Source organism: Rhodococcus opacus B4, from assembly GCF_000010805.1.
GTDB lineage: Bacteria > Actinomycetota > Actinomycetes > Mycobacteriales > Mycobacteriaceae > Rhodococcus_F > Rhodococcus_F opacus_C.
The window spans coordinates 5,762,088-5,787,202 of record NC_012522.1 but is presented as its reverse complement, the minus strand read 5'-3'; the positions used below and the strand labels follow the sequence as shown (position 1 = coordinate 5,787,202).

Genomic DNA, 25,115 nt, shown 5'->3' with positions numbered 1-25,115 from the left:
ACAAGCAAAGGACTCCCGACCCGTGACACCATCGAGCACCCGCGGCACCGCCGCGCGCAGCGTGCGACTCGGCGCAGGATCCGGGTTCTCCGGGGATCGCATCGACCCCGCCGAGAAACTCGCCCGCCGCGCCGCCCTCGACTACCTGGTCTTCGAATGCCTCGGCGAACGCACCGTCGCCGCCGGAAATTCACGCCGGCTGGAGAATCCGGACGAAGGGTACGACCCGCTCCTCGCCGCACGCATGCGCGCGGTGCTCCCGCACACCCTCGCGTCCGGGACCACGGTGATCACCAACGCCGGCGCCGCCAACCCTCTCGCCGCCGCGGACGTGGTCTCCGGCATCGCGTCCCGGTCCGCCGACCGCCCGGTGCGCATCGCCGCGGTCACGGGCGACGCGGTGCTCGAGCAGGTGCTGCGCCACGACCCCGTCGTGTGGGAAACCGGAAAACTCCTGTCGGAGCACGAAGACGTGCTCGTCTCCGCGAACGCGTACATCGGCGCGGAGGCCGTGCTCCCCGCACTCGAACTGGACGCCGACGTCGTCGTCACCGGCCGCCTGGCCGACCCGTCGCTGTACGTCGCCCCGCTCGCCCACCACTTCCGATGGGACCTGCACGATCACGAAACCATCGGCGCTGCAACCGCGGTCGGGCACCTGCTCGAATGCGCCGGGCAACTCACCGGCGGATACTACGCGGATCCCGTCACCAAACCGGTGAAGGGCATGGCCGATCTCGGGTTCCCGTTCGCCGACGTCCTCGCCGACGGGTCGGCGACGTTCGGCAAACTCGACGGATCGGGCGGCATCCTCACCGAACGAACCTGCACCGAGCAACTCCTGTACGAGGTGGGAGACCCCACCTCGTACCTGACACCGGACGTCACCGCGGACTTCGGCAACGTGTCGTTCGGCAGCGTCGGACCCGACCGCGTCACCATCACCGGTGCAACCGGTCGCCCCCGCCCACGGGAGCTGAAGGTGACGCTCGGCTTCCGTGGCGGCTGGCTCGGCGAGGGGCAGATCAGCTACGCGGGACCGCGCGCCTACCCCCGTGCCCGGCTCGCCGCCGACATCGTCACCGAACGACTCGTCGACGTGCACGGTTTTACCGAGGACGCCGTCTCCGTCGAATACATCGGCGCCGGTGCGGCTTTCCGCGGACTCGACACGAACGAAGATGCCCACGAGGTTCGGGTGCGAGTGACCGCCCGGGCACGAACCCGCGAGGAAGCCGACCTCGTCGGCTGGGAGGTGGAAAGCCTGTACACCAACGGACCGGCAGGCGGCGGTGGCGCCCGGCGCTCGTCGACCGAGGTGCTCGCGATCCGCTCGTGCACCCTCCCCCGCGAACTCGCACCCACCCGCGTGCATCTCACGGAGGTCTCGAAATGACAACACCCGCAACCGTTCAGCGCATCGACGCGCTCGCGGACGTCCGCGCCGGCGACAAGGGCGACACACTCATCGTCGCCGTGCTGGCCCGCGACCGCGCCGCCTACGGTCTGCTCGAGCGGAGACTGACCGAGGACGTCGTCGCCGCCCACTACGGTGAACTGATCACCGGACCGGCCCGGCGCACCTGCCAGCCCAAGCTGCTGGCGATGGTGTTCGAACTGCCCGGCGTCCTCGGCGGCGGCGTCACGGGTTCACCCGCACTCGACGGGCACGGCAAGACCCTGGGTTACCACCTGCTGAGCCTCGAAATCCGCGACGTCTAAGCGGAATTCGGATTTCGCGAGTCAGCCAAGGTGGCGGCGAGCGCGGGACGATCGAGCTTGCCGCGCGGCGTGCGGGGCAGGCTGTCGACCACGAGGACCTGAACCGGCATGCTCGGGCTGGGGAGGGTCGCGCGCAGGTGGCGCCAGATCTCGGCGGTGCTCGGGGCGTCGCCGTGCACGACGATCGCGGCGGCGGGCGCCTCCCCCATCCGCGCGTCGGGAACCCCGATGCACGCGGCCTCCGAGATCCCGGGGAGCGCGGTCAGCGCCGCTTCGACGGCCGCGGGTTCGACATTGAGTCCCGCCCGGATCACGGTGTCGCTGTCGCGGCCGAACAGCTGCAGGCTGCTGCCCACCACCCGGCCCCGGTCGCCCACCGTCATCCATCCGTCGTCGGGGCCGTTCACCACACCGTCCTCGGTGAGGTACCCGTCGAACAGCATGTCGCTGCGCACGTGCACCAGGCCCTCGCGGATCTCGGCCTCGACGCCGTCGAACAGTTCGCCCGCCGAATGCTCGTCGGCGGCGCCGAGACCCCGGTCGTAGGACACGAAACTCAGTTCGGACGCTCCGTAGAAGTGCACGAGCGACGCATTCGACAGGACCCCCTGCAACGCCTCACGCCCCGTGCGCGGCCACCGGGCCGCCGACGACAGCACCTCGCGGACGCTGTCGACGGGGCCGATCCCCGACCGCACGACGTCCCAGGCGATGGTGGGGACCAAATACAGGTGGGTGGCCGCGTCGCCCAGCGCCTGGGTGACCGGTCGCAGATCCACCGTCGCGCCCCGGCTGAGACCGTGGATCGCGCCGTACAGGAAGTGCGTGTGGTCGAGCACCCCGGGCACCGACACGCGGTCGCCGCGGCCGATGTCGAACGTGGTGTCGGAACGGTCGAGGGTCGTGGCCCACGATCGCTGGTTGCGCACGAACAGCTTGGGTTCACCGGTGGTGCCGGACGTGATGCCGACCAGCAGTTCGGCGCCGGGGTGTGCCCGGGCCGACGTGCCGTCGGATTCCAGGGAGGCGGCCGTCTCGACGGTCCCCTCGAATCCCAGTCTCCGCAGCCGTCGGGGCGGCGCGGCCACGACGGCACCGGGTTTCGCGAGTTCGAGCACCCGTGCCAGCTGCGCGGGCAGCAGGTGCCGGTGCAGGAGGACGACGCTGACGCCCGCGTGCATCGCCGCGGTCACGGCGACCAGCGACCCGACGTCCGACGTCGGCAGCACGGCGACCCGGTCCATGCCGTCGAGCCCGGCGGCGGTGCGGGCGACCCGCGACCAGAACCGGCCGTAGTCGACGGTCTCGCGGGCGGAGACGATCGCCGCCGCCTCCGGGTTCGCGGCGGCTTGCCGGGCGATGCGTTCGGCGGGCAGCTCAGTCATCGTCCACTCCCCGGGCGACGAGGGCGTCGCCCATCGCATCCGCGGTGCGGAGCGCACGCACCAGAACGGGTGTGGCCAGTGCCGTCATCGACCACTGCAATCCCCGCGCCTTCCTGGCCTGCGCCACCTCCTGCACGATCCCGGTGAGCAGCGGGATACACCGGATCGCCAGCGCGAGGAGGAGCCCGATCCGGTCCGGGTCGACCCCGATCCTCCGCAGCGGCCCGAGCGCGCGCGACACCGTGTCGAGCATGTCGGTGACCCGGGTGGTGAGCGTGACCAACGCCGCCAGTGCCACCGAGATCAGCAGCACCCCGCACACGACGACCGCCCGCGCGGGCGACGTGATCCACACCTGGAACACCGTGATGATCAACAACATCCACACCACCGGGCGCAGTTGCGCCACGGCGACCCGCCACGGAATGGCGGCCACCACGAACAGCAGTCCCACGACCACGATGACGACGCCGACCTCGAGTGGGGTGCGCACGAACACGGTGGCCGCGACGATCGACAGAATCAGCAGCAGCAGTTTGAGGCCGGCGGGCATCCGGTGCAGTAGCGAGTCGCCCGGACGGTACAGCCCGATCATTCGACCAACTGCCGGTACGCGGGGACGGCGTCGTCCGGGCTGCCGTCGAACGCCACGAGACCGTCGTCGATGACGATGACCCGTTCGAAGCTCTCCAGCAACGCCAGTTGGTGGGTCACGACGATCACCTGCTGATCCATCGAATCGAGCGCCTCGGAGACGACGCGCGCGTTCCGCAGGTCCAGCAGCGTGGTCGGCTCGTCGGCGATGACCACCTCGGGCCTGCGGATGAGGACGGCGCCGATGGCCAGCAACTGCTTCTGGCCGCCGGACAGCAGGTGCGCAGGATGCTCGGCGTGCTTGTCGAGCCGGAACCGCACCAGGATCTCCTCGACGCGGGCCGCGATCTCCTCTTTGCTCAGACCGGACCGCCGCAGCGAGAACGCCAGATCCTCGGACACGGTGGGCATGACGATCTGGGTGTCGGGGTCGGTGAACACGAACCCCACCTTGCGCCGCACGTGCGCACCCTTTTTCGCGGCGTCGACGCCGTCGACCGTGACGGTGCCGGACGTGGGTTTCAGCAACCCGTTGATCATCCGCGCCAGCGTCGACTTGCCGGAACCGTTGGACCCGATGATCCCGACGCGACGCTCCGAGAAACGCAGGTCGACGCCGCGCAGCACCTGACGCTCACCGAACGCGTGACTCACCGAGTCGAAGACGATCTCACTCACGACACGCGCTCCACGAGCATCGCGATACCCTGGCCGCCGCCGATGGCGCACGCCGCGAGCCCGAGCGCGGGACCGTCCTCACGGAGCATCTGACTTGCCAAGCGCACCAGCAGGATCGCGCCCGACGCCCCCCACGGGTGCCCCATCGCGATGGCGCCGCCCTGCGGGCAGACCACGGATTCGTCCAGCCCGAGTTCATCCGACACCGCCAGCACCACCGACGCGAACGCCTCGGTGATCTCGACGACGCCCAGATCCGCCACGTCGTGTCCGGTTCGCTTCAGGAGTTTGCGGATCGCGGGCACCGGGCCGAGTCCGGGCAACGCGGGGTCCGATCCCGCGACCGCGGAGCCGAGCACCCGCAGCGCAGGCTGTCCGGCGGCCAGCGTCTCGGTGGTCACGGCCAGCACCGCGGCGCCGTCGGAGACGCCGCACGAGTTCCCGGCGGTGGCCGTTCCGCCGGCACCGAAACTGGGGCGCAACCGCGCGAGCCGGGCCTCCGTCAGGCCTGCGCGAATGCGCTGGTCCTTCGTGATGTCGCCGATCGGCACGATCTCCGACGAGAAATCGGCGGCCGCCGCGAGGGTGTGCGACCGCGCCGCGTACGCGTCCTGCCGTTCCCGGCTGATGCCGCGGGCCCGCGCGAGATCGTCGGCGGCCACGCCCATGTCGGGATCGGGAAAGCCGTGCGGCGCAAAGGGAGCACGGGTGTAGCGCACCGGGTCGGCGCCGGCGACCGGCGGCCAGAACCGCCACGGCGCGGTGCTCGCCGATTCGACGCCACCCGCCAGGATCAGCTCGTCGGCGCCGCTGCGGACGCGCAGCGCGGCCTGCATCACCGCGTCGAGACCCGAGCCGCACTGACGATCGACGGTCACCCCGGGCACCTCCACGCCCATCCCCGCCCGCAGTGCGGCGACCCGCGCCGGGTCACCGCCCGGTCCGAGGCAGTTGCCGAGCACGACGTCGTCGACCTCGGCGTCGAGGCCCGAGCCGCGCAGCGCGTCCAGGACCTCACGCAACACCGGGGCGGCCAGATCGGTGGTGGTCAAATCGGCGAACCCGTGCCCGGCATTGCCGATCGGCGTCCGACGCGGCGCCACCAGTACAGGGACAGAGCTCATGCCAGCCAGTCTCTCACTCGGCCTCGGGCGACCTTGCCACTGGCGGTCCGGGGCATCGCCTCGATCGGCACCCAGCGCCGGGGCATGGCTTCCTTCGTCAGCACCCGGCGGGCGCGCGAGCGGACGTCGCCGATCTCCGCGGTGCCGTCGAGCTGCACCACGGCGATGACGGTCTCGCCGAGCACCGAGTGCGGCGATCCGACGACGGCGGCCGCGTCGATGCCGTCGAGGGTCTCGAGGATGCGCTCGACGTCCTCGGCGACCACCGTGGTGCCGCCGACGTTGATCGCGGATTCGCCCCTGCCGCGCACGGTCAGCTCACCGTTGTGCCCGAGTTCCGCCAGGTCACCGACGCCGAACCAGTCCGGTGTCCCGATCACGCAGTACGGCGACCGGACGTACAGCAACCCGTCGCGGATGTCGGCGTCGACACCGTCCAGCAGCCGCAGCGGTTCGGGGACCCGGCGCGCCGCGACGAGGGAGAGTTCGGCGGCGCCGTAGTACTCGACGATCTCGATCCCGTCCGCCACCGCGCGGGCGCCGTCATCCAGGGCGGTGCCGGCGACGACCGCGGTCCGCAGCTTCGGGGCCTTCCCCACCACGTCACGCAGAACGGCGGGGACGGCGTGCACCACCGTCGCCTCCGACGGGTCGTCGGTGACGCACGCGCCGCGCCACAGCGCGTGCACTGCGCCGAACAGGTGCATCGTGGCGTGCAACGGCCCGGTGATCAGCACTCGGTCCGTGGCCTCGATCCCGGTGATCGCGGTGAACGCGGGGAAGCTGTCGAACCAGGACGCCGCGGTGCGCGCGAGCGGACGGGGCCTGCCGGTGGAACCCGACGTGGCCACCAGCAGGAACGCCGACGGCGGAATCGCCGGGCGGTCGGGACGGGCGTCGGGGTTCTCGACGATCACCGCGGTCCCCTGCCGCGCGGCGGCGCAGACGCAGATCAACGCGTCGGCAACCGGCAACTCCGACGCGTCGTAGGCGGACGCGGCGGAGCCGTGCTCGGCGATCCACCGGTCGATGGCACGGTCGAGCTGGGCGTAGGTGTACGTGCGGCCGTCGACGTCGAGTGCAGGCTGATCGCCGGCGCCGCCGAGTACGGCAATCACGTACGGATGAGGCCGGGGTACGCGCGGTGCACACTCTTGGCGACGACGGTGGCGACGACGACCTTCAGCGCGTCGCCGGGGATGAACGCGAAGTTGGTGGTGACGGCGGCGCCGACACCGAGGTCGGTGCGCAGCAGCAGGCCGATGGTGCCGAACAGGTAGATGATCACGATCCCGCCGAGGGCGTTGATCAGCAGGCCGAGAGCGATCGGGTACTTCGGCAGGATCCGGGCAGTGAGGAGGCCGATGACCAGCGTCGCGGGAAGCCACCCGATGAGGTATCCGGCGCTGGGACCGGCGAGCGCCGTCAGTCCGGTGCGGCCACCGGACAGCAGCGGGAGTCCGATCAGGGTCAGGGCGAGGAAGACCGCGACGGCGGCGGTGCCCTTGCGCGCCCCGAGCACGGCGCCCGCGAGGATCACCCCGAGGGTCTGCAGCGTGATCGGCACCCCGCTGAAGCCGACCGTGATGGCGCCGGGCAGACCCAGCGCGGCGATCAGTGCGGCGAACACCGCAATCTGCGCCATGTCCCGCGCTGAGATACCGAGCCTCGACACCCGAGCACTCCCGACTTCTGTCATGACGACTCCTCTTGCTTCAAACTTGAACGACGTTCAAGGTAGCAGGCCGGCGCCGCCGACGTTGCGGCAGACTCCGGCACCCCGTCCGCGGTGGGCGACGTGCGGGCCCCGGCCCGCGCTGCGCCGATCCCCGCCGCGACGACGAAACAGATCCCGGCGACCGCCGCGTGGTCCGGAACCTGATGCAACACGACGAGTCCGATGATCAACGCGAACGCCGGTTCGAGACTCATCAGCGTCCCGAACGCCGCCGTGTTCAACCGGCGCAGGGCGAGCATCTCCAGCGTGAACGGCACTACCGGCAGCAGTACGGGTGTAGCGCACCGGGTCGGCGCCGGCGACCGGCGGCCAGAACCGCCACGGCGCGGTGCTCGCCGATTCGACGCCACCCGCCAGGATCAGCTCGTCGGCGCCGCTGCGGACGCGCAGCGCGGCCTGCATCACCGCGTCGAGACCCGAGCCGCACTGACGATCGACGGTCACCCCGGGCACCTCCACGCCCATCCCCGCCCGCAGTGCGGCGACCCGCGCCGGGTCACCGCCCGGTCCGAGGCAGTTGCCGAGCACGACGTCGTCGACCTCGGCGTCGAGGCCCGAGCCGCGCAGCGCGTCCAGGACCTCACGCAACACCGGGGCGGCCAGATCGGTGGTGGTCAAATCGGCGAACCCGTGCCCGGCATTGCCGATCGGCGTCCGACGCGGCGCCACCAGTACAGGGACAGAGCTCATGCCAGCCAGTCTCTCACTCGGCCTCGGGCGACCTTGCCACTGGCGGTCCGGGGCATCGCCTCGATCGGCACCCAGCGCCGGGGCATGGCTTCCTTCGTCAGCACCCGGCGGGCGCGCGAGCGGACGTCGCCGATCTCCGCGGTGCCGTCGAGCTGCACCACGGCGATGACGGTCTCGCCGAGCACCGAGTGCGGCGATCCGACGACGGCGGCCGCGTCGATGCCGTCGAGGGTCTCGAGGATGCGCTCGACGTCCTCGGCGACCACCGTGGTGCCGCCGACGTTGATCGCGGATTCGCCCCTGCCGCGCACGGTCAGCTCACCGTTGTGCCCGAGTTCCGCCAGGTCACCGACGCCGAACCAGTCCGGTGTCCCGATCACGCAGTACGGCGACCGGACGTACAGCAACCCGTCGCGGATGTCGGCGTCGACACCGTCCAGCAGCCGCAGCGGTTCGGGGACCCGGCGCGCCGCGACGAGGGAGAGTTCGGCGGCGCCGTAGTACTCGACGATCTCGATCCCGTCCGCCACCGCGCGGGCGCCGTCATCCAGGGCGGTGCCGGCGACGACCGCGGTCCGCAGCTTCGGGGCCTTCCCCACCACGTCACGCAGAACGGCGGGGACGGCGTGCACCACCGTCGCCTCCGACGGGTCGTCGGTGACGCACGCGCCGCGCCACAGCGCGTGCACTGCGCCGAACAGGTGCATCGTGGCGTGCAACGGCCCGGTGATCAGCACTCGGTCCGTGGCCTCGATCCCGGTGATCGCGGTGAACGCGGGGAAGCTGTCGAACCAGGACGCCGCGGTGCGCGCGAGCGGACGGGGCCTGCCGGTGGAACCCGACGTGGCCACCAGCAGGAACGCCGACGGCGGAATCGCCGGGCGGTCGGGACGGGCGTCGGGGTTCTCGACGATCACCGCGGTCCCCTGCCGCGCGGCGGCGCAGACGCAGATCAACGCGTCGGCAACCGGCAACTCCGACGCGTCGTAGGCGGACGCGGCGGAGCCGTGCTCGGCGATCCACCGGTCGATGGCACGGTCGAGCTGGGCGTAGGTGTACGTGCGGCCGTCGACGTCGAGTGCAGGCTGATCGCCGGCGCCGCCGAGTACGGCAATCACGTACGGATGAGGCCGGGGTACGCGCGGTGCACACTCTTGGCGACGACGGTGGCGACGACGACCTTCAGCGCGTCGCCGGGGATGAACGCGAAGTTGGTGGTGACGGCGGCGCCGACACCGAGGTCGGTGCGCAGCAGCAGGCCGATGGTGCCGAACAGGTAGATGATCACGATCCCGCCGAGGGCGTTGATCAGCAGGCCGAGAGCGATCGGGTACTTCGGCAGGATCCGGGCAGTGAGGAGGCCGATGACCAGCGTCGCGGGAAGCCACCCGATGAGGTATCCGGCGCTGGGACCGGCGAGCGCCGTCAGTCCGGTGCGGCCACCGGACAGCAGCGGGAGTCCGATCAGGGTCAGGGCGAGGAAGACCGCGACGGCGGCGGTGCCCTTGCGCGCCCCGAGCACGGCGCCCGCGAGGATCACCCCGAGGGTCTGCAGCGTGATCGGCACCCCGCTGAAGCCGACCGTGATGGCGCCGGGCAGACCCAGCGCGGCGATCAGTGCGGCGAACACCGCAATCTGCGCCATGTCCCGCGCTGAGATACCGAGCCTCGACACCCGAGCACTCCCGACTTCTGTCATGACGACTCCTCTTGCTTCAAACTTGAACGACGTTCAAGGTAGCAGGCCGGCGCCGCCGACGTTGCGGCAGACTCCGGCACCCCGTCCGCGGTGGGCGACGTGCGGGCCCCGGCCCGCGCTGCGCCGATCCCCGCCGCGACGACGAAACAGATCCCGGCGACCGCCGCGTGGTCCGGAACCTGATGCAACACGACGAGTCCGATGATCAACGCGAACGCCGGTTCGAGACTCATCAGCGTCCCGAACGCCGCCGTGTTCAACCGGCGCAGGGCGAGCATCTCCAGCGTGAACGGCACTACCGGCAGCAGTATCGCCAATCCCAGCCCGATGATCAACAGGTCCGGCGTCATCTTCGCGAGCATCGACGGTCCGCCCACGACGGTCGCGACCAGTCCGGCGACCGGCATGGACACCGCGAGACCGTTGATGCCGGCCACCTCGTCCCCGACCCTCTGGGTGAGCACGATGTAGAGCGCCCAGCACGCGGCCGCGCCCAGGGCGAACAGGATGCCGACCGGATCGACGCCGCCGACCCAGGGTTGCGTCAGCAGCAGCACCCCCACGGCCGCCAGCGCCGGCCACTTCAGGCGGCCCCGCCCGTGCACCACCGCGACGCCGAGGGGTCCCAGAAACTCGAGCGCACTCGCGGTCCCCAGTGGGATCCGGTCCACCGCGGCCATGAACAGCAGGGTGACCGCCGCCGTGACCACGCCGAGCAGGATGCACGCGACGAGGGACGAACGAGTGAACGCCTTCGGGCGGGGACGCACGACCACGGCGAGCAGCACCCCGGCCCAGGCCAGGCGCAACCAGGCGGCACCCTCGGCACCGACGCGTTCGGAGACGCCGACGGAGATCGCGAGTCCGGTCTGTACGCACAGCATCGAGGTCAGCGCCATCGTCGCGCCGACGGAGGTCGGGTTCCTGGTCATGCCTGCAATTGAAGGACACCCCGACCGTTCACGTCCACGTGACTTTCATGGACAAACCGTTCGGATATCGCGAACAATGTGGGGGTGGATACCCGACGCCTGCACCTCCTGCTCGAACTCTCCCGCCTGGGCTCGATGCGCGCGGTCGCCGAGACCCACCGGCTGACCACCTCGACCGTCTCCCAGCAGATCGCCGCGCTGGCGAAGGAGACGGGTGCGCAGCTGATCGAACCGACCGGCCGACGGGTGCGGCTCACCCCGGCCGGCCGCCGGCTCGCCGATCACGCCGTCACGATTCTGGCGGCCGTCGACGCCGCCCGCCTCGACCTCGACCCCCACGCCGAACCGGTCGGCACCCTGCGCGTCGGCGGTTTCGCGACCGGCATCCGGGTGTCGCTGCTGCCCGTCGTCGCCGAACTGGCGCAGACCCACACGCAGGTGGACGTGGTGATCAGCGAATACGAGCCGGTCGAGGCGTTCGCGCTGCTCGCCGACGACGAACTCGATCTCGCCCTGACCTACGACTACAACCTGGCGCCGGCCTCACCCGGTGCTGCGCTCGAGGCGGTTCCGCTGTGGTCGACGCCGTGGGGTCTCGGCGTTCCCGCACCCGCCGCCGACGAGGACGCGGATGTCGCGGCGTATGCCGATTCGCCGTGGATCGTGAACTCCCGCAACACCGCCGACGAGGACGCCGTCCGCACGCTGGCCTCGCTCGCGGGTTTCACGCCGCGGATCGCCCATCAGATCGACAGCCTCGACCTCGTCGAGGACCTCATCACCGCGGGCTACGGCGTGGGCCTGCTTCCCGCCGACCGCCCCACCCGCAGCGAGGTCACGGTGCTCCCGCTCGCCGACCCGAAGGTCGTGCTGACGGCGTACGCCGTGACCCGCCGTGGCAGGTCCACCTGGCCGCCGCTACGGCTGGTCCTCGACCGCCTGGCCGCGCAGCGGACAGAACTCCCCACCCGCTCGGCGACGGGTGGGGAGTCGGGAGTCCTAGCGTGACGCGACGGCGGACGCGGCGTCCTTCAGCGTGCGGGCCGCGACCTGCAAGCCTTCGAGCTGTCCGAGTTCGACATCCTCGTGCTCGATGTTGACGGCCATGTCGGGGTCGACGCGCTGCAGCGCCGCGAGGAAGCGTGACCAGAAGTCGACGTCGTGTCCGCGGCCGACGGCGACGAAGTCCCACGCCGAGTCCTCGGGCCACTTGTTGACCACGTGCTTGCCGCCGAGCCCGGTGGGGTTCTGGTCGGCGGGGATCCGGGTGAACCGGTCGTCGAGGACGCCGTAGATCTTGCAGTTCTCGTTGATCCGGGTGTCCTTCGCGGCCGCGTGGAAGACGAGGTCACCGAGCCAGTCGACCGCGGCGACCGGGTCGATGCCCTGCCAGAACAGGTGCGACGGGTCCATCTCGGCACCGACGTTGGTCGCACCGGTCTTCTCGACCAGACGCTTCAGCGTCGGCGGGTTGAACACCAGGTTCTGCGGATGCATCTCGATCGCGACCTTGACCCCGTTCTCCCGGGCGAGCGCGTCGATCTCCTTCCAGAACGGCACCGCGACCTGATCCCACTGGTAGTCGAGGGAGTCGAGATAGCCGCTGTCCCAGGTGTTCACGTGCCATGCCGGCCACTGGCCGCCCGCGTGCGCGGCGGGCAGCCCCGACATGGTGACCACCCGGTCGACGCCGAGCAGGCCGGCAACCTTGATGGCGTTGCGCAGGTCCTCGGCGTCCTCGACGCCGACCTCGGGGTCGGCGTGCAGGGGGTTGCCGTTGCAGTTCAGGCCGGCGATGGCGACGCCGGTCTCGTCGAACACCTTCAGATAGTCCTGCGGCGACACCTCGCCGGAGAGGAGTTCCTTGACGGGCAGGTGCGGGGTGGGCAGGAATCCGCCCGCGTTGATCTCCGCGCCCTCGAGCCCGAGGGACGCGATGGTCTCCAGCGCCTCGCGCAGGCTGCGGTCGTGCAGGATGGCGGTGTAGACACCGAGCTTCATGAGTGGTCCTTAGTTGTGAGAAAAGGTCGAGTCGGGCGAGGTGGCCGGGTCAGCCGATCTTGACGGCTGCCCCGTTCGAGCGGGCGGACTCGGCGACGGCGGTGACGATCTGCATGCCGCGCAGCGCGTGGGCGAACGTCGGCAGCGGTCCCAGGTTGTCGATGCCGGCGATCTGGTCGAGGAAAGCCCGCGCCTGGTAGGCGAAGAACTCGGCCTTGCCGTGTCCCACGCCGCCCGCATCCATCGGCAGGCCGCCCTGGATGTACGGGTGCTGCGGTCCGACGATCACCCGTCGCTGACCGTTGACAGCGGCGTCGATGCCCTCGCTGGACACCGAGAATTCGGCGGCGCGCGCCAGGTCGAAGGCGGCGGAGCCGGACGTCCCGAACAGCTCGAATCCGAGCCCGTCCGGAAGCTGGTGCGCAACGCGGGAAGCGGAGAACGTGCCGACCGCGCCGTTCTGGAAGCGCGCGGTGAACGTCGCGAGGTCCTCGTTCTCCACGGGAGCCATCTCCCCGGTGGTCTCGGCCTTGGTGTGGCCGTAGGTGACTCCCGCAGGCACGGGACGTTCCGTGATCACCGTGGCGAAGGTGGCGCCGCTGATCTCGACGATGGGACCGCACACGAATTCGGCCATGTCGAGCAGGTGGCTGCCGACGTCCGCGAGCGCGCCGGTTCCGGGACCGCCGCGGTGCCGCCACGTGATCGGCGAGGCGGGGTCGAGGCCGTAGTCGCACCAGTAGTGCCCGTTGAAGTGGATGATCTCGCCGAGACGGCCGGTCGCGAGTTCGTCCCGGATCGCCTGGATCGCGGGCGAGCGGCGGTAGGTGTATCCGACGGTCGCGATGGTGTCGGCGTCCGCCGCCGCGGCGACCATCGACTCGGCGTCCGCGATCGACCCGGCCAGCGGCTTCTCGCACAGCACGTGCTTGCCGGCGGCGAGGAGCCCTTCGACGATCTCCCGGTGCAGCTGGTTGGCGACGACGACGCTCACCGCGTCGATGTCCGGGGATTCGGCGATCGCCTGCCAGCTGTACTCGGCCCGCTCGTAGCCGTACCGCTTGGCGGTGTCGTCGGCAACGGCCTCGTTGGTGTCGGCGACGGCGACCAGCCGCACGTCGGGACGGTCGGTGCCGAACAGCGTCGACGCGGTCCGGTACCCGGCGGCGTGCGCTCGTCCGGCCATGCCGCCGCCGATGACGGCGACACCGATCGAGTTGGAGGTCATGAGTGAAGCCTTTCGATGTGGGGATTCTGCGGGTCGGACGAGTCGGAGATGTGTGCGGTACGCCTCCGGCTAGTTCGGTCTATTTGACCGGTCTAGTACGACTACTATGAGCTGAGTCACGCAGTGGTGTCAAGCCCCCGGAAGCGGTCGTGCGCTCGATGCAGGACCGACACCGGGCACGACGAATCAACACCCTTGCGGGCGTTGCGAATTCAGGCTGGGCCGGCGATCAGGACACGCCGGATTGCGGCCCCTCCACCGACGCCGACACGGGACCGGTGGTCCGGCGCACGACCAGTTGGGGCCGCAGCACGATCGAGGCGGATTCGGTCCGCCCCCGGTCGAGGCGTTCGATGACCGCGTCGACCGCCTTCGCGGCCTGCTCCCGCGGTTGCTGATTGACCGAGGTGAGGTCGAGGTGCGCGAGTTGCGCCAGGGTGCTGTCGTCGTAACCCGACACCGAGACGTCCTCGGGAATCCGCAGGCCCACCCGGCGCAGTTCGGTGATGAGCCCGATGGCACTGCGATCGTTGACGGCGATCACCGCGGTCGGCAGGTGCGGCCGCGCCAGGAGGGTCCGCGCCGCCTCGGTGCCCGCGCCGTCGGTGAAGTCGCCGTCCACGACGTCGGCGTCGAGTCCGTGCCGCCGCATCGCGCGCGTGTAACCGGTGCGCCGATCGGACGCAATCGTGCCGTCACCGCCGCTGAGGTGCGCGATCCGGCGATGCCCTAGGCCCACCACGTGATCGACGACGGTCCCGATGCCCTTGCCGTCGGCCGTCCGCACCACGTCGACGTTGCCGCCGACACGGCGGCCCACCACGACCACCGGAACCCGCTCGGCGAGTGCGTCGAGCACACCGGTGCCGAGTTCGGTGCCGAGCAGGATCAGGGCCTCGCACCGGAAATCGAGCAGCGTCTCGACGACCTTCTGCTCTCCGTGGGTCGGGGTGACCGCACCGAGCACCACCTCGTACCCGTGTTCGTCCGCGGCGGCGACGAGGTATTCGACCATCTCGGCATGGAAGCTGTTGCGGATATCGGCCATCACGCCGACGAGATGCGTCCGCCGCAGAGACATCAACGCGGCCGTGCGATTGGGCCGGTAACCCAGCTCGTCCGCCACCTCGAGAACGCGTTTACGCGTCTCGGCACTCGGGCCGGCGACACGGCGGAAGACCATGGACACCAAAGCCTTCGACACCCCCACGCGGTCCGCGATGTCCTGCATCGTGACGGCGCGTTTCGCGGCCTGCGCGGGGCCGTCACTCCGGGCGTCGTCGTCGCGTTGCATGATCTGCCCCCTCACCCTCGCCGGACCACGAGACACCACAGCGTATCCGACCCGAAAGCGGAACCAGGGCGACGGTTCAGCTCGTGCCCGGAATGCGTGCGGCACCCCATGATAGCCCGAGCTAGACCGGTTCAATAGACCCGGTTAGACCGTGCCGGCTACGCCGTGACGAGGTCGATGGCGACGGCCGATCCGTGCGGGTCGACGACGGCGTCGAGGATGGTCTTCTGCGTCTGGGTCAGATGCTCGGCACAGGCCGCGGCGGCTGCGGCGCCGTCACCCGCGAGGATCGCCCGGCACATCGACAGGTGCTCCGCCAACGAGACGTCCAGGCGGTCGGGGCGGGAGTGGGCGATGTTGCGCAGCCGCTCGGTGTGCGGGCGGAGTTCGGCGATCGAGCGGGCGAGCTGCGAGTTCCGGGTGTGCGCGATGACCGCCTGGTCGTAGTTTTCGGTGAGCGCATAGAAGCGATCCCGCCGGGAGTCGGAAGGCTCCTCCTCGGCGATCGCCTCGAGTGCTTCCGCCACCTCTTCGAACTGCTGCCGTGCCGCGCCGTCGCGCGCGACGGCCTCGGCGACCATCCGCGCCGCGGCCGCCTCCAGCAGTATGCGCAGTTCGAAGAGGTCGCGGACACTCTTGATCGAGATCGGGGCAACCCGCGCGCCCTGCCGGTCGACGAGCGAGACCAGCCCTTCCGCCTCCAGTCGAAGGAAGGCCTGACGGACGGGGGTACGCGACGCTGAGTACCGCGAGCCGACGTCGATCGCGCTCAGCGACTGTCCCGGAGACAGAATCCCGTTCAGGATGTCCGTCTTGAGCTGCCCGTATACCTGTTCACTCTTGCTCTCGCCCGCCATGCATACATTCTAACGTTCGCAATGGCATCAGCTAAGGTATACATTAATGCACACCACCGAAGAACAACATCCTGGAACAGGCGTCCGATCGTGAACGACGTGCACACCCCGGAACGGTCCGTGCCGACGCGTACATCCGAACTGCGTCGTCACGCACTCCGATGGGCCGCACTGATCGCACTCTCGGCCGGCGGGTGGGCGCTCGGCGAGAGCATCGGACTGACGGCGGCGGGCCTGTTCGCCGCCCTGATCGTCGCGGCGGCCATGGCGGTCGCCGGACGGGGCCCGTCCCGGGTGCCCCGCCCGCTGGGCAAGCTTGCCCAGGGCGTGCTGGCCAGCGCGGTCGGGCTGATGGTGCACCGGGAGACGATCGCCGCCCTGGGCTCGCTGTGGGTGCCGGTGGTCTCGATCGCGGCCGCGACCCTGGTGATCAGCGTGGCGGCCGGCGCACTCCTCGCGCTGCATCGTGACGTGGACGCGGTGACGGGATCCCTCGCCATGACTGCGGGCGGCGCCACCGGACTCGTCGCAATGGCCCGCGAACTCGGCGGCGACGATCGCGTGGTCGCGGTGGTGCAATACCTGAGGGTGGCGCTCGTCGTGGTGTCGATGCCGATGATCGTCACGTTCGGCTTCCGCGCGGATACCGGCGCGGACACTGCGGCGGCCACCGACGGCAGCGGCGCCGAATGGTATGTGGCACTGCCGTTCCTGGCACTGTTCATCGTGGGCGGCACCGCCGTGGCGTCACTTCTCCGTCTGCCCGCACCCGCGACACTGGGACCACTGGCGGTGAGCGCCGGATTCGAACTCGGCGGCTGGAGCGACGCCGTCTCGGTGCCGCCGATGCTGATGACCGCCGCGTTGATCCTCATCGGCTGGCAGGCCGGGCTCGCATTCGACCGCGCGAGCCTGCGAGCAATCGGACGAATCCTGCCGTACGCCGCGCTGCTCACCCTTCTGGTCGGGGCGGCCTGCGCAGGTCTGGGCATCCTGCTATCCCACCTCACCGGCGCGAGCCTCCTCGAGGCCTATCTCGCCACCACCCCCGGCGGCCTGGCGGCGGTGCTCGCCGTGTCGGCGTCCACCTCGTCCAACGTCACGTTCGTCGCGGCCGCTCAGGTGCTGCGCCTGGTCATCATGCTCGTCACCACCCCGATCATGGCGAAGGCATTTGCCCACTTCAGTTCTCGGCGCCGGCGAGCCTAACTCTGGGTGCGATCAGCCGTAGACCCGGGAGATGAACGCGTCGAGATTGTCGCGGACCCGCGCGATCCTCTCCTCCGGCTCGAGATCCTCGCGGTACTGCCTGCCGAGCGCGGGCGACTTCTTCCGGCGCGCGTACAGCGAGCAGGCGAGATCGGCGCACATGTAGGTGCCGATCGAGTTGCCCCGGCGTCCGGACTCCCCCGACTTGCGCGCGGTCATCAGCGAGACCCCGCCACTCGCATGCGTGGTCATGCAGACCGTGCACATCTGCGCACGGCGGTAGCCGCCCGTTTCGTAGCGCAGGGCGACGCCGACCAGACGACCGTCCCGCGGTACCACGACATAGCAGCGGCCGGGAAACGACGGGTCACTCCAGCCGAGGAAGTCGAGATCCTCCCAGGGCCGCTCGTCCAGGTCACGAGGGACCGGAAGGCGCTTGGCGTCGCCCTTGGAGCAATTGATGAACGACGACCGGATGTCGTGTTCGGTGACGGGTTCCATGACGAAATGAACTCCTTCTGTCGACGGGTGGACGAAGCCACGTGACAGTACGGACCGCGGCGGCGGCGAGCAACGGATTTTTCGGCGATCCACGCGTCCGACCCTGCGTGTATCGTGCTGTTTCCGGCTTTCGAGGGGATGGGGAATGGCGGCAGGTACACGGGTCGGCTCGCAGTTCGGGCACTACCATCTCAGGGCTCTGCTCGGTCTCGGCGGAATGGGTGAGGTGTACGAGGCGTACGACACCACCAAGGACCGCACCGTCGCACTCAAGATCCTCGACGTCGACCTCGCGAAGGACCCCACGTACCAGCAGCGGTTCCGCCGCGAATCGCATGCCGCGGCCCGGTTGCAGGAGCCGCACGTCATCCCCATCCACGACTGGGGCGAGATCGACGGGGTGCTCTACATCGACATGCGCCTGGTCGTCGGGCAGGACCTGCGGGCGCTGCTCCGCGCGCGTGGCACGATGGGCCCCGCACACGCGGTGGCGGTAATCGACCAGATCGCGGCGGCGCTCGACGCCGCGCACGCCGACGGTCTCATCCACCGCGACGTGAAGCCGGAGAACATCCTCGTCACGGCCGGTGAATTCGCGTACCTCGTCGACTTCGGGATCGCGCACTCGAGTTCCGATCTCCGCCTGACCACCCTCGGCAGCGCCGTCGGTTCCTACGCGTACATGGCGCCCGAGCGGTTCGACAACGCACCGGTCGATGCCCGCGCGGACGTCTACTCGCTGGCGTGCGTCCTCTACGAATGCCTCACCGGGTCCATTCCGTTTCCGTCCAACAGCATCAGCAGCGCGATCCGGGCGCACCTCACGACGCCCGTGCCCAGCCCCAGCTCGATCCGACCCGACGTGCCCGCGACGTTCGACGACGTGATCGCCCGTGGCCTGGCCAAGGATCCCCGCGAGCGGTACGCGACGGCGGGCGCCTTCGCGGCGGCGGCCCGCTCCGCGTTGACCGCCCGCGAGCGGAAGACCGAAACCGACATCGCGACCCGCCCGGAGCCGTCGCCGGCTCTGCGGTCCGAGGCGACGCGGGTCGACGACCGCGGCCGTCCTCCCGTCTACCCGCCGACCGCGTTCCACAGTGGTCCGCCCGCCCCGCCGCCGCAGACTCCGTACTACCCGCCCACTCCCTACGCCGCCCCGCCGGCACGACGGTCGGTGGCCGTCCCGGTGACAGTGACCGTGCTGGTGATCGCGCTGCTCGCACTCGGCGGAGTGGTCGGATGGCTCGTGCTGGACCGGAACGACCAGGATGCCCCCGCGGTCGCCGCTGCCGGAAGCAGCCAGGTCCGCATTCCTGTCACGGAGGACGTCCCCGTCGCGACCACGAAGGCGGCTCCGGCGACGGTGCCGCCCGCCGCGACTCCGCCGAGAACCACGACCAGAATCACGACGGCTCCCCCGCCGCCGGTCGTCGGCGAGGTGACGGGCGCCGATCGGCAGGGGTTCCTGCCCCCGTCCGATGCACGATGCAACTACACCAACCCGGCCGTGTTCATCGGTCGCACCACGAAGTCCCTGGTCGTGGTGTGCGAGACGGGAGTGGGACGCTACTACTACCAGGGAGTGCGCATCAGCGACGGCGCCGCGATCTCCGTCGACGACCCGAGCCCCAGCGGTTCCGGCTTCGTCGCCACCGGCGACGGCGGCACCGAGTACCGGCTCTCCCCGTCCGCCCTGACCATCGTCGGCGGCGACGGCCGGGTCCTCGCGACAGAACCGATGATCGAGGCCGCATACCGATGAATCCCCGGCCGATGAATCGCCGTCTGCGGCGACAACGGGACGGGCGGTCGGAATCGGTGAGAGTATAGGGCTGTGAGCGCTGAGGCAGATCATGAGGAGAGACGTCGCCCGATCCCGGACACACCATTGGGCTACCTCGAGCAGCTACCGGCCCTCGTCCTGCTCGAACGCCTGCCGGTTCCCGTCCTGGCGGTCGAAGACGACGGCACGGTCGTCCACGTGAACAGTGCTTTCGAGGCGATGCTGGGGCACCCCGTCGCATCCCTGCGCGGACGCTCCGTGTCCGAACTCCTCGACCTGGACGGGGCGTCGACGGGCGCCGACGCGGTCGAACATCTCCGGGAGTCCGCGAGCACCCCCGTCGACCTCGCGCATCAGGACGGATCACGGGTGCGCGCACTCGTCAGCAGGCCCATCCTCCGCCGGCAGGACGATCCGGTGACGCTCGTCTGCTTCCACGACGTCACCGAACAGCTGTGGAACGGCGGCCGGGCCCCCGGCTTCTGACCCGCGCCACAAACGCACGGACATTGGTCGGATTCCCGCGCAATTGCGCCGGAATTCAGCAAATCCGTGTGCAAACAGCGCGACGGGGATGGTCACGAAACCGCGCGGGGCCGATCTGCCGCGGGTTAGGTTGGCTGCATGGCGACCGGTAAGGACAAGTCACCCGCTGTCGAGTTGGAGGTCGGCGACCGGACCGTGCGGATCTCGCACCCGGAGCGTGTCTACTTCCCCGCCACCGGCGCCACGAAACTCGACCTCGCGAACTACTACCTGAGCGTCGGCGACGGCATCGTGCGCGCACTGCGCGAACGCCCCTGCATGATGCACCGCTTCCCGGACGGCCTGAGCGGCGAGAAGGTGCACCAGAAGCGGTTGCCGCACGGCGCGCCGGACTGGGTGCAGACGGTCCGTGTGACGTTTCCGCGGTACAACCGCCACGCCGACGAACTGTGTGTCACGCACCCGGCGGACGTGATCTGGGCGGTGCAGATGTCCACGGTCGAGTTCCATCCGTGGAACTCGCGCCGCGCGGACGTCGAACGTCCCGACGAGTGGCGGATCGATCTCGATCCGATGCCCGAGTGCGGGTTCGACACGGTGCGGCGCGTCGCCGGGGTGGTGCACGAGGTGCTCGACGAACTGGGTGCGACGGGGTGGCCGAAGACGTCCGGTGGCAGCGGCATGCACGTGTACGTCCGGATCCGGCCCGACTGGGGTTTCGGCGACGTCCGGCGGGCCGCGCTGGCCTTCGCCCGCGAGGTGGAGCGCCGGGCACCGAAGGACGTGACCACCACCTGGTGGCGCAAGGACCGGGATCCGCGCAAGTTGTTCGTCGACTACAACCAGAACGCCCGCGATCACACCATCGCCAGCGCGTATTCGGTGCGGGGTGTGCCCGAAGCGACGGTGTCCACCCCGGTGACGTGGGACGAGATCGCCGACGTGGACCCGCACGAGTTCACGATCGCCACCGTTCCCGAGCGCTTCGCGACACTCGGTGATCTGCACGCGGGAATCGACGACGCCGTGTTCTCGCTCGAGCCGCTGCTGGAGTGGGCGGACCGCGACGAGGCCGAGGGCGAGCCGGATCCCGGTGGCGCGGAGGACTAGTCGGCGCTACAGGTCGAGCACCACGTCGTCGGCCGGGCTGGTGCAGCAGATGAGGGTGTTCCCGACCGCCGGTGGTTCGACGGGTTCCGGGTCGTAGTCGACGGCCCCGGACAGGAGCGCCGTTTCGCACGTGTGGCAGACGCCGGTGCGACAGGACCAGCGTGTCGGCACGTCACACGCCTCGGCGAATTCGAGGAGGGTTCCCCGCCCCGGATCCCACGGCACGGTGAGCCCGCTGCGCGCGAACGAGACCGCCGGGCCGGTGCCCGGCGGTCCGGGCGGCGGGTGGGCCGCAACCGAAGACGACGGAACCACACCGGGATTGAGGGCTCCCTCGGCACCGAACGTCTCGACGTGAATCCGCGCCGGGTCGAGTCCGTCGGCGGCGAGCGCGGATCCGAGATCGGCCATGAACGACGCGGGACCGCACAGATAGGCATCCGCGTCGGCGGGCAGGCCGAGACCCGCGATCAGCTCCCCCGTGAGCCGGCCCGCCGTGGTGTAGTCGGCTCCCCTGCTGTCGGTTTCGGCAGGGGAGCTGTAGGCGATGTGCGAGCGACTGCCCGGCAGTCGCCCCAGGAGGGCGCGGCTTTCCTCGGCGAAGGGATGCTCGGATCCGTCCCGGGCACCGTGGACCCACCACACCTGCCGCGACGACCCCGCGTCCGCGAGTGCGTACAACATCGACAGCAGGGGTGTGACACCCACGCCCGCGGACACGAGCACCACCGGCCTCGTCTCGCCGTCCAGGAAGAACGTCCCTCGCGGGGCCGCCACCTCGAGGGTGTCACCGAGGCGCACACGCGAATGGACGTATCGGCCGGCCACGCCGTGCGGTTCCCGTTTCACGCTGATCCGGTATTCGGCGGCGCCGGGGCGATTGGACAGCGAATAGCTGCGGATCACCGGGCCCGGCACGTCGCCGGGGTGCAGCCGCAGCGTGACCGACTGGCCCGCCTGCCAGGACGGCAACGCCGAACCGTCCGGTGCGGCCAGCGACAACGAGAGGACGCGGCGACTCTCGCCGCGGATCCGGGTCACCGTCAGCGGGCGGAACCCGGGCCACGCCGGCGGCGGACTGCCGGCGGACTTCGTCAGCCCGACGTTTCCGCCGGCACCCGAATCCGCCCGGTTCAGAATGCTCTGCAGCGAATCCTTCCACCCGGGGCTGAGCGCCGGGATCCGCAGCGACCGCGCGAGCGCGTCGCGGGGGTGGCCGGGCAGGTACAGGAGCGCGTCGATCTCCGAGACGGGCACCGCTTCCGGGCCTGCGGCGACCTTCACGATGTCCTGGCCGGCCTCGACCTCCCCTTCCTCGATCACCCGGAGGTAGAAGCCGGGCCTGCCGTGGGACACGAGCAACGCCGCCATCTGCGGTTCGTTCATGCGCATGCCCACCCGGTAGCACGTCACGCGGGGCTGGGTGACCTCGAAGACCGCGGTTCCGATCCGGTAGCGATCGCCGATGCAGACCTCGTCGTCGGGCAGGCCGTCGACGGTGAAGTTTTCGCCGAAATGTCCGGGTTCGAGATCGTTACGGTGAAGGTGCTCACTCCAATAACGGTAGGACTCGGTCTGATAGACGAGCACGGCGCGATTCTCCCCACCGTGTCCGCCGAGGTCGCCCTGACCGTCGCCGTCGATGTTGAGTCTCCGGACCATCAGTGGGCCGTCGACGGGGCGTTTCCAGACGCCGGTGTGCACGGTCCGCCCCCGCCAGGACACGTCCCGGGGCAACCCGACATTCAATGAACGAAGCGTGGCCACGGTATTCGCCTCTTCTGGTCGGTACGACGCTCGATCGGTCCCCGATCGATCATCTGTCATCCCGACCCGCGGATCAACGACGCACGCCCCGGCCGTGCGGCCGAGGCGCGTGTCTCGTGCGCCGAACTCTTCCCTACCGGGGCGGCGGGGGCGGCGGCGGAGGCGGTGGCGGGTTGGGATTACAGAGTTGGCAGCCGTCTACCGGCGGTTTGGGAACGGGTGCGTGACAATCGTTCTGACAGGGTCTGGCGCCGGCGATTTCGGCGGTCCCCACCAACGAGATCGAGAGGGCGGCGAGGATCGCCCCGATGGCCGCCACGATCCTGGCGGAAGTTCTGGTAGTCGACATTGTTCCTCCTGTGAGCTGAAGCGCGGTGTGCAGCACCGTCGTTCGAGCATCCGGGACGGACGTCACCACTGCCAGGAACCCTGGGGGTGGAGTCGGGCCACCCGCTCAGCCCAGCCGGCCGATCACGTCCAGCACGTCGCGCAGCGCGGACACCGAGTGCGCGGGGAGGAAGGCGTCGCAGAAGGGCAGCGCGGCAGCCATCGAACCGGCGAGCGGCCGGAAGCCGGGGTCGCCGGCGCGGGGGTTGAGCCAGACCAGGCGATGGGCGCGACGACGCACCCGGGTGAGGGCGTGCGCCAGGCGCTCCGGGTCGTCGCTGTCCCAGCCGTCGGACGCGATGACCACGAGTGCGCCGCGCAGCGCGTTGCCGTGCGGGGACGCGAGCAGTTCACTCACGCTGCCCGCGATGTGGGTGCCCCCGAATCGGTCGACCACCTTCTCGTTCGCCCTGCGGACCGCGGTCTCGGCGCTGCGGTGGGCGAGCACCGGGGTGAGCCTCGTCAGCGACGTGGAGAACGCGAACACCTCCGGCCTGCCCGCGGTCTGCCGTTGCACCGCCGCTCGCATCAGATGGAGGTAGATCGCGGCGTACGGCTGCATCGACCGGCTCACGTCGCACAGCATGACGATACGGCGCGGACGGTTCCGGGCGCGGCTCCGCGCGAGCACCACCGGCTCCCAGCCCGTGGCTCTCGACCGGTTCATGGTGGCCCGCAGGTCGATACGCCTGCCGCGGCGATGCACTTCGCGACGCCGGGTGCGGCGGGACGGCCAGGCCGCGGTGGCCTGTTCCAGCCAGGCTCCGAGGAGCCGGAGGTCGCCGGCGTCGAATCGGGCGAAGGGTTCGTCGGCGCGGGCCACGAGCCTGCTGGGCAGGGTGTCCGGCACCGCGGTGAGCATGTCGTGACGGCCGTCGGCGTCGCCGCCGGTCATCCGCGGTCTGGTCATCCACGGCACGCCCTCGACGTCCTGCGCGTCACCGGACCGGTCGCGGCCGTCGCGGACGGCGACGAGCGCCGACTCCCGTCCGGCAGCGGCGCGCCGCGCATGCGGGTCCACCGACAGCAGCGCGTCCTCGAAGACCGCGGAGAACACCGCGTCGAACGACGCGAGGTCGTCGACGCGGTTGACGAGCGTCAGCCGCGCCGACCAGTACAGCCGCGAACGTGAACCCGGCGGCGACAGATGCAGCGCCTGCACGAAGACTGCGGGACCGCTCGCCGAGACGACGACGCCGCGGGTGCGCAACCGGGCGACGAGTGCCACGGCGAACGCCGCGAGATCGACGCCGCGCAGGATCCCCGACGCGGTCATCGCCTGCGGCGGCCCACCACGAGGACGACCACGATTCCCGCGAGGACGGCGGCGAGGATCGGGGCGTACCGTTTCCAGGCCCCGGCGCCGGAGAGAGCCAGCAGGTCCAGCGCAGCCGGTTCGGCAGCGGGCGGGGCCACGGACAGCGTCGTGGGGGCGGCGGAGTCGGCCGCGGCAGGCACCGAGACCGGCTCGTCGACGGGTCCTCCGGCGAGTCTCGCCTCCAGCGATTCCGCGAACTGCCCCATGAGTTTCTCCGACACCTGCTGGATCATCCCGCTGCCGAACTGTGCGAGTTTGCCGACGATCTTCATGTCGGTGTCCACGGTGACGCGGGTGCCGTCGCCCGCCTCGTGCAACTGGGCGGTGATCGTCGCGGACGCGTTGCCGGAACCACGCGAGTCCCGGCCGCGGGCGTCGATCACGGCGCGGTGCTGCTGCGCGTCCCGTTCGACGAAGGTGGCCTTGCCCTTGAACTCACTCGTCACCGGGCCGACCTTGACCTTCACCTTCCCCAGGTAGTCGTCGCCCTCCCGCCCGGTCATCTGCGCACCGGGCAGCAGCGGGGCAACTTCCTCGAGGTCGCTGAGCACCTCCCACGCCTGCTCGATCGGGGCGCTGACGGTGAACTCGTTGGCGATCTTCATGACGGAA

At 70.3% G+C, this 25,115-nt stretch carries 24 protein-coding genes and 2 pseudogenes; 7 read left to right on the top strand and 19 right to left on the bottom strand.

The genetic code is table 11. The annotated features are described in order from the left end of the window. The first annotated feature begins 22 nt into the window (after positions 1–22). Positions 23–1,396, top strand: a complete 1,374-nt coding sequence (locus ROP_RS26335; RefSeq protein ID WP_015889055.1) for an acyclic terpene utilization AtuA family protein — start codon at positions 23–25, stop codon at positions 1,394–1,396. Continuing rightward, complete coding sequence (locus tag ROP_RS26330; protein ID WP_015889054.1) at positions 1,393–1,722, top strand: AtuA-related protein; 330 nt, start codon at positions 1,393–1,395, stop codon at positions 1,720–1,722. Before ROP_RS26335 ends, ROP_RS26330 begins: the two co-directional genes overlap by 4 nt. On the opposite strand, the gene ROP_RS26325 is transcribed toward ROP_RS26330, so the two are convergent. The 11 genes and pseudogenes from ROP_RS26325 to ROP_RS26280 all read right to left on the bottom strand — a co-directional run bounded on the left by ROP_RS26325 (position 1,719) and on the right by ROP_RS26280 (position 10,562). Continuing rightward, positions 1,719–3,107, bottom strand: coding sequence for an AMP-binding protein (locus ROP_RS26325; protein WP_015889053.1), 1,389 nt, complete (start codon positions 3,105–3,107; stop codon positions 1,719–1,721). The genes ROP_RS26330 and ROP_RS26325 overlap by 4 nt on opposite strands. Continuing rightward, complete coding sequence (locus ROP_RS26320) at positions 3,100–3,702, bottom strand: energy-coupling factor transporter transmembrane component T family protein (RefSeq protein ID WP_015889052.1); 603 nt, start codon at positions 3,700–3,702, stop codon at positions 3,100–3,102. The genes ROP_RS26325 and ROP_RS26320 overlap by 8 nt, the downstream gene beginning before the upstream one ends. After that, the gene (locus ROP_RS26315; RefSeq protein ID WP_015889051.1) at positions 3,699–4,379 is read right to left on the bottom strand and encodes an energy-coupling factor ABC transporter ATP-binding protein; all 681 of its coding nucleotides are present in this window, start codon (positions 4,377–4,379) and stop codon (positions 3,699–3,701) included. The genes ROP_RS26320 and ROP_RS26315 overlap by 4 nt, the downstream gene beginning before the upstream one ends. Beyond that, entirely contained in the window at positions 4,376–5,503 is a 1,128-nt protein-coding gene (locus ROP_RS26310) for a thiolase family protein (RefSeq protein ID WP_015889050.1), read from the bottom strand. Before ROP_RS26310 ends, ROP_RS26315 begins: the two co-directional genes overlap by 4 nt. Continuing rightward, entirely contained in the window at positions 5,500–6,621 is a 1,122-nt protein-coding gene (locus ROP_RS26305) for an AMP-binding enzyme (protein ID WP_015889047.1), read from the bottom strand. The genes ROP_RS26310 and ROP_RS26305 overlap by 4 nt, the downstream gene beginning before the upstream one ends. Continuing rightward, complete coding sequence (locus ROP_RS26300) at positions 6,618–7,202, bottom strand: biotin transporter BioY (protein ID WP_015889046.1); 585 nt, start codon at positions 7,200–7,202, stop codon at positions 6,618–6,620. The genes ROP_RS26305 and ROP_RS26300 overlap by 4 nt, the downstream gene beginning before the upstream one ends. Continuing rightward, positions 7,199–7,513, bottom strand: a pseudogene (locus tag ROP_RS26295) (EamA family transporter); the annotation flags it as partial. The pseudogene ROP_RS26295 and the gene ROP_RS26300, both read right to left, overlap by 4 nt. Next, positions 7,512–7,931 (bottom strand): annotated as a pseudogene (locus tag ROP_RS41460) (beta-ketoacyl synthase N-terminal-like domain-containing protein); the annotation flags it as partial. The pseudogenes ROP_RS41460 and ROP_RS26295, both read right to left, overlap by 2 nt. Further along, positions 7,928–9,049 carry an AMP-binding enzyme gene (locus tag ROP_RS26290; protein WP_015889047.1) on the bottom strand — a complete coding sequence of 374 codons (1,122 nt, stop codon included), beginning with the start codon at positions 9,047–9,049 and terminating at the stop codon, positions 7,928–7,930. The pseudogene ROP_RS41460 and the gene ROP_RS26290, both read right to left, overlap by 4 nt. Further along, positions 9,046–9,630 (bottom strand): biotin transporter BioY, encoded by a 585-nt coding sequence (locus ROP_RS26285; RefSeq protein WP_015889046.1) that lies wholly within the window; start codon positions 9,628–9,630, stop codon positions 9,046–9,048. Before ROP_RS26285 ends, ROP_RS26290 begins: the two co-directional genes overlap by 4 nt. Next, positions 9,627–10,562 (bottom strand): EamA family transporter, encoded by a 936-nt coding sequence (locus tag ROP_RS26280; RefSeq protein WP_015889045.1) that lies wholly within the window; start codon positions 10,560–10,562, stop codon positions 9,627–9,629. Before ROP_RS26280 ends, ROP_RS26285 begins: the two co-directional genes overlap by 4 nt. A gap of 84 nt (positions 10,563–10,646) precedes the next feature. On the opposite strand from ROP_RS26280, the gene ROP_RS26275 reads away from it, so the two are divergent. Beyond that, complete coding sequence (locus ROP_RS26275) at positions 10,647–11,570, top strand: LysR family transcriptional regulator (protein ID WP_050785128.1); 924 nt, start codon at positions 10,647–10,649, stop codon at positions 11,568–11,570. Here ROP_RS26275 and ROP_RS26270 read toward each other — a convergent pair. The 4 genes from ROP_RS26270 to ROP_RS26255 form a co-directional block, all read right to left on the bottom strand. Beyond that, the gene (locus ROP_RS26270) at positions 11,562–12,563 is read right to left on the bottom strand and encodes a sugar phosphate isomerase/epimerase family protein (RefSeq protein ID WP_015889043.1); all 1,002 of its coding nucleotides are present in this window, start codon (positions 12,561–12,563) and stop codon (positions 11,562–11,564) included. The two genes, ROP_RS26275 and ROP_RS26270, sit on opposite strands and share 9 nt — an antisense overlap. Before the next feature lie 49 nt (positions 12,564–12,612). Next, positions 12,613–13,791, bottom strand: a complete 1,179-nt coding sequence (locus ROP_RS26265; protein ID WP_015889042.1) for a Gfo/Idh/MocA family protein — start codon at positions 13,789–13,791, stop codon at positions 12,613–12,615. A 229-nt stretch (positions 13,792–14,020) separates the two neighbouring features. Further along, positions 14,021–15,085, bottom strand: coding sequence for a LacI family DNA-binding transcriptional regulator (locus tag ROP_RS26260; protein ID WP_015889041.1), 1,065 nt, complete (start codon positions 15,083–15,085; stop codon positions 14,021–14,023). Between the two features lie 158 nt (positions 15,086–15,243). Further along, on the bottom strand, positions 15,244–15,942 hold the full coding sequence (locus ROP_RS26255) for a GntR family transcriptional regulator (protein WP_015889040.1): 699 nt from the start codon (positions 15,940–15,942) through the stop codon (positions 15,244–15,246). A gap of 90 nt (positions 15,943–16,032) precedes the next feature. On the opposite strand from ROP_RS26255, the gene ROP_RS26250 reads away from it, so the two are divergent. Next, complete coding sequence (locus ROP_RS26250) at positions 16,033–17,151, top strand: AbrB family transcriptional regulator (RefSeq protein ID WP_015889039.1); 1,119 nt, start codon at positions 16,033–16,035, stop codon at positions 17,149–17,151. A 12-nt stretch (positions 17,152–17,163) separates the two neighbouring features. Here ROP_RS26250 and ROP_RS26245 read toward each other — a convergent pair whose 3' ends face one another. Further along, positions 17,164–17,652, bottom strand: coding sequence for an FBP domain-containing protein (locus ROP_RS26245; protein WP_015889038.1), 489 nt, complete (start codon positions 17,650–17,652; stop codon positions 17,164–17,166). A 145-nt stretch (positions 17,653–17,797) separates the two neighbouring features. On the opposite strand from ROP_RS26245, the gene ROP_RS26240 reads away from it, so the two are divergent. The 3 genes from ROP_RS26240 to ligD all read left to right on the top strand — a co-directional run bounded on the left by ROP_RS26240 (position 17,798) and on the right by ligD (position 21,031). Then, positions 17,798–19,414 (top strand): serine/threonine-protein kinase, encoded by a 1,617-nt coding sequence (locus ROP_RS26240; protein ID WP_015889037.1) that lies wholly within the window; start codon positions 17,798–17,800, stop codon positions 19,412–19,414. Between the two features lie 72 nt (positions 19,415–19,486). After that, a complete protein-coding gene (locus ROP_RS26235) occupies positions 19,487–19,921 on the top strand; it encodes a PAS domain-containing protein (RefSeq protein WP_015889036.1) in 435 nt (144 codons plus the stop codon). Positions 19,922–20,059: 138 nt separating this feature from the next. Beyond that, positions 20,060–21,031, top strand: a complete 972-nt coding sequence (gene ligD / locus ROP_RS26230) for a non-homologous end-joining DNA ligase (RefSeq protein ID WP_015889035.1) — start codon at positions 20,060–20,062, stop codon at positions 21,029–21,031. Positions 21,032–21,037: 6 nt separating this feature from the next. Here the strand turns inward: ligD and ROP_RS26225 are convergent, their stop codons facing one another. The 3 genes from ROP_RS26225 to ROP_RS26215 all read right to left on the bottom strand — a co-directional run bounded on the left by ROP_RS26225 (position 21,038) and on the right by ROP_RS26215 (position 25,108). Further along, a complete protein-coding gene (locus ROP_RS26225) occupies positions 21,038–22,798 on the bottom strand; it encodes an MOSC domain-containing protein (protein ID WP_015889034.1) in 1,761 nt (586 codons plus the stop codon). A gap of 454 nt (positions 22,799–23,252) precedes the next feature. Beyond that, complete coding sequence (locus ROP_RS26220; RefSeq protein WP_015889033.1) at positions 23,253–24,461, bottom strand: vWA domain-containing protein; 1,209 nt, start codon at positions 24,459–24,461, stop codon at positions 23,253–23,255. Further along, positions 24,458–25,108: an SRPBCC family protein gene (locus ROP_RS26215; RefSeq protein WP_015889032.1), complete on the bottom strand. Its 651-nt coding sequence runs from the start codon at positions 25,106–25,108 to the stop codon at positions 24,458–24,460. Before ROP_RS26215 ends, ROP_RS26220 begins: the two co-directional genes overlap by 4 nt. Positions 25,109–25,115 lie beyond the last annotated feature (7 nt).

Bases quoted from the DNA above. Each gene is read 5' to 3' on its own strand.
- ROP_RS26320 (WP_015889052.1), bottom strand. From the start codon at position 3,702: ATGATCGGGCTGTACCGTCCGGGCGACTCGCTACTGCACCGGATGCCC.
- ROP_RS26270 (WP_015889043.1), bottom strand. From the start codon at position 12,563: ATGAAGCTCGGTGTCTACACCGCCATCCTGCACGACCGCAGCCTGCGC.
- ROP_RS26245 (WP_015889038.1), bottom strand. From the start codon at position 17,652: ATGGAACCCGTCACCGAACACGACATCCGGTCGTCGTTCATCAATTGC.
- ROP_RS26215 (WP_015889032.1), bottom strand. From the start codon at position 25,108: ATGAAGATCGCCAACGAGTTCACCGTCAGCGCCCCGATCGAGCAGGCG.
- ROP_RS26260 (WP_015889041.1), bottom strand. From the start codon at position 15,085: ATGCAACGCGACGACGACGCCCGGAGTGACGGCCCCGCGCAGGCCGCG.
- ligD (WP_015889035.1), top strand. From the start codon at position 20,060: ATGGCGACCGGTAAGGACAAGTCACCCGCTGTCGAGTTGGAGGTCGGC.
- ROP_RS26325 (WP_015889053.1), bottom strand. From the start codon at position 3,107: ATGACTGAGCTGCCCGCCGAACGCATCGCCCGGCAAGCCGCCGCGAAC.
- ROP_RS26265 (WP_015889042.1), bottom strand. From the start codon at position 13,791: ATGACCTCCAACTCGATCGGTGTCGCCGTCATCGGCGGCGGCATGGCC.
- ROP_RS26330 (WP_015889054.1), top strand. From the start codon at position 1,393: ATGACAACACCCGCAACCGTTCAGCGCATCGACGCGCTCGCGGACGTC.
- ROP_RS26280 (WP_015889045.1), bottom strand. From the start codon at position 10,562: ATGACCAGGAACCCGACCTCCGTCGGCGCGACGATGGCGCTGACCTCG.
- ROP_RS26255 (WP_015889040.1), bottom strand. From the start codon at position 15,942: ATGGCGGGCGAGAGCAAGAGTGAACAGGTATACGGGCAGCTCAAGACG.
- ROP_RS26240 (WP_015889037.1), top strand. From the start codon at position 17,798: ATGGCGGCAGGTACACGGGTCGGCTCGCAGTTCGGGCACTACCATCTC.
- ROP_RS26220 (WP_015889033.1), bottom strand. From the start codon at position 24,461: ATGACCGCGTCGGGGATCCTGCGCGGCGTCGATCTCGCGGCGTTCGCC.
- ROP_RS26300 (WP_015889046.1), bottom strand. From the start codon at position 7,202: ATGACAGAAGTCGGGAGTGCTCGGGTGTCGAGGCTCGGTATCTCAGCG.
- ROP_RS26285 (WP_015889046.1), bottom strand. From the start codon at position 9,630: ATGACAGAAGTCGGGAGTGCTCGGGTGTCGAGGCTCGGTATCTCAGCG.
- ROP_RS26310 (WP_015889050.1), bottom strand. From the start codon at position 5,503: ATGAGCTCTGTCCCTGTACTGGTGGCGCCGCGTCGGACGCCGATCGGC.